The organism is Streptomyces sp. SID14436, assembly GCF_010548465.1.
Taxonomy (GTDB): domain Bacteria; phylum Actinomycetota; class Actinomycetes; order Streptomycetales; family Streptomycetaceae; genus Streptomyces.
Genome location: NZ_JAAGMD010000014.1, coordinates 1 through 1,754, shown reverse-complemented (window position 1 = coordinate 1,754; position 1,754 = coordinate 1). Strand labels below are relative to the sequence as shown.

At 79.1% G+C, this 1,754-nt stretch carries 1 pseudogene; it reads right to left on the bottom strand.

The annotated features are described in order from the left end of the window. Nucleotides 1–1,754: pseudogene (locus G3I53_RS00595) on the bottom strand (serine protease); the annotation flags it as partial.

Genomic DNA, 1,754 nt, shown 5'->3' with positions numbered 1-1,754 from the left:
ACGTCGGGGTCGTGCTCGCGGTCGAGGAGGGTGTCCAGCAGCACGCGGCGCAGTGGACGGGAGGCGGGCGTGCCGGGGTCGGCGAGGATCCCGGCGAGTGCTGCCCGCAGGGGGGCGGGGCCGCCGTCGAGCAGGCCGGTGAGCAGCGGGAACAGGACGTCCTGGGCGGCGGGCCCGCCGTTCAGGCGCCGGTCGGCGTATCCGGCGAGGTGCCCGGCGAGCTCGGGCCGCCGTCGGACGGCGTCGCGCAGCAGGGCGGCGACCCGTCCGGCGAGCCCCGGCGTGGTGGCGTCGGCGAGCACCTGGAAGGTGGCGGCGGCGTCGGCGCGGCCCAGCCGGGTGCCGAAGGCGGCGAGGACCGGCCCGGGGTGGGTGATGAGGGCGCCGGTCAGCGCGTCCGGGGGGAGCTGCGGGTCCCCGGCGGCGAAGTGTTCCAGGGCGCGGGCCAAGTGGCGGTCCCTGCTGGTGGGGTCGCGGACCAGCAGGGCGAGGGCCCCGCCGTGGGGGGCGGGGTCGTCGCTGCGGTCGAGGAGGACGAGGGCGGCGTGGCGGAGCAGGGCGCGGTCGGCGCCGTCCCGGACGTAGGGGACCACCCTCAGCCCGTAGGTCACGGCCGCGGCCCGGCGGGCGGAGCGCTCGTCGCGGGCCCACCGGTGGACGGCCCGGCACACGGCGGCGGGTTCCTCCTCGGCGAGGACGCCCAGCAGCTGGCCGGCCCGGCGGTGCGTGCTGTCGGCGAGTGCCTCGGTGAGGGTGTCGGGGGCGCGGTCGCGGTGGGTGTGCAGCAGCGCCTGCGCGGCCGTCGCCACGGTCGCGTGCGGGGTGGCGGGCAGCGGCCGGTCGTCGTCGAACCAGCGGACCAGCTGCGGGATGGTCCCGACGGGGTCGGCGGTGAGCAGCCGGGCGGCGGCGTCGAGGAAGCGGGGGCCGGTCTCGCAGGGCGGGCCGTCGGCGTGGACGAGCCGCCGCAGGAGGGCGAAGCGGGTGTCCGGTTGCAGCGCGAGGGCGCTCCAGAAGGCGGGACCGAGTTCCGCGGGTACGGTGCGCCGCTGCTGCCGCCAGGCCACGATCCGGTGGGAGAGCAGGCCCAGCACGGCCGTGTAGGGCGTGGCGTCGGGCACCCGGGCGAGGGTCGCGGTGAGCAGCCGGGCGGCCCACCAGGAGCCGGGGTCGGCGTCCAGGGCGTGCACCAGGTCGGCGAGCCGGGAGGCCAGTGGCCCGGTGCCGCCGTGGCGTTCCAGGCGCAGCAGGGCCTCGACGACGGGGCCGGCCCGGTGGTGCGGGACGGGGACGCGGTCCGGGCCGTCGTCGGCGGTGCGGCGGGTGTGGACCAGTGCACGCAGCGCCTCGTCCAGGTCGAGGTGGACGCCCTGGATCCAGTCGGCGAACTCCTCGTGGGCGAAGCGGTAGCCGGTCCCGGCGGGCACCAGGAGGCCCTCGGCGAGCACGGCGGAGGCCCAGCCGGTGCCGCCGCCGAGGTGTGCGGGGGCGGGCCCCCAGGGGAACAGCTCCTCGAACTCGGCCCGCTCCAGTCCGCCCTGGCCGGGGCCGAGGCTGCGCCGGGCGGCCTCGTGCACCTGCCCGGCGACCCGGGCGGCGAGACGGCGCACGGCGGTGCCGCGCAGGCCGTTCTCGGCGGCGAGGCGGACCGCGACGCGCAGGCACATCAGGTCCAGGTGGGCGGCGAGGAGGTCGTCGCGGTGCACCCGCGCTCCCGGGCTGCCGTCCAGCGCGGCCCGCACCTCGGCCAGCAG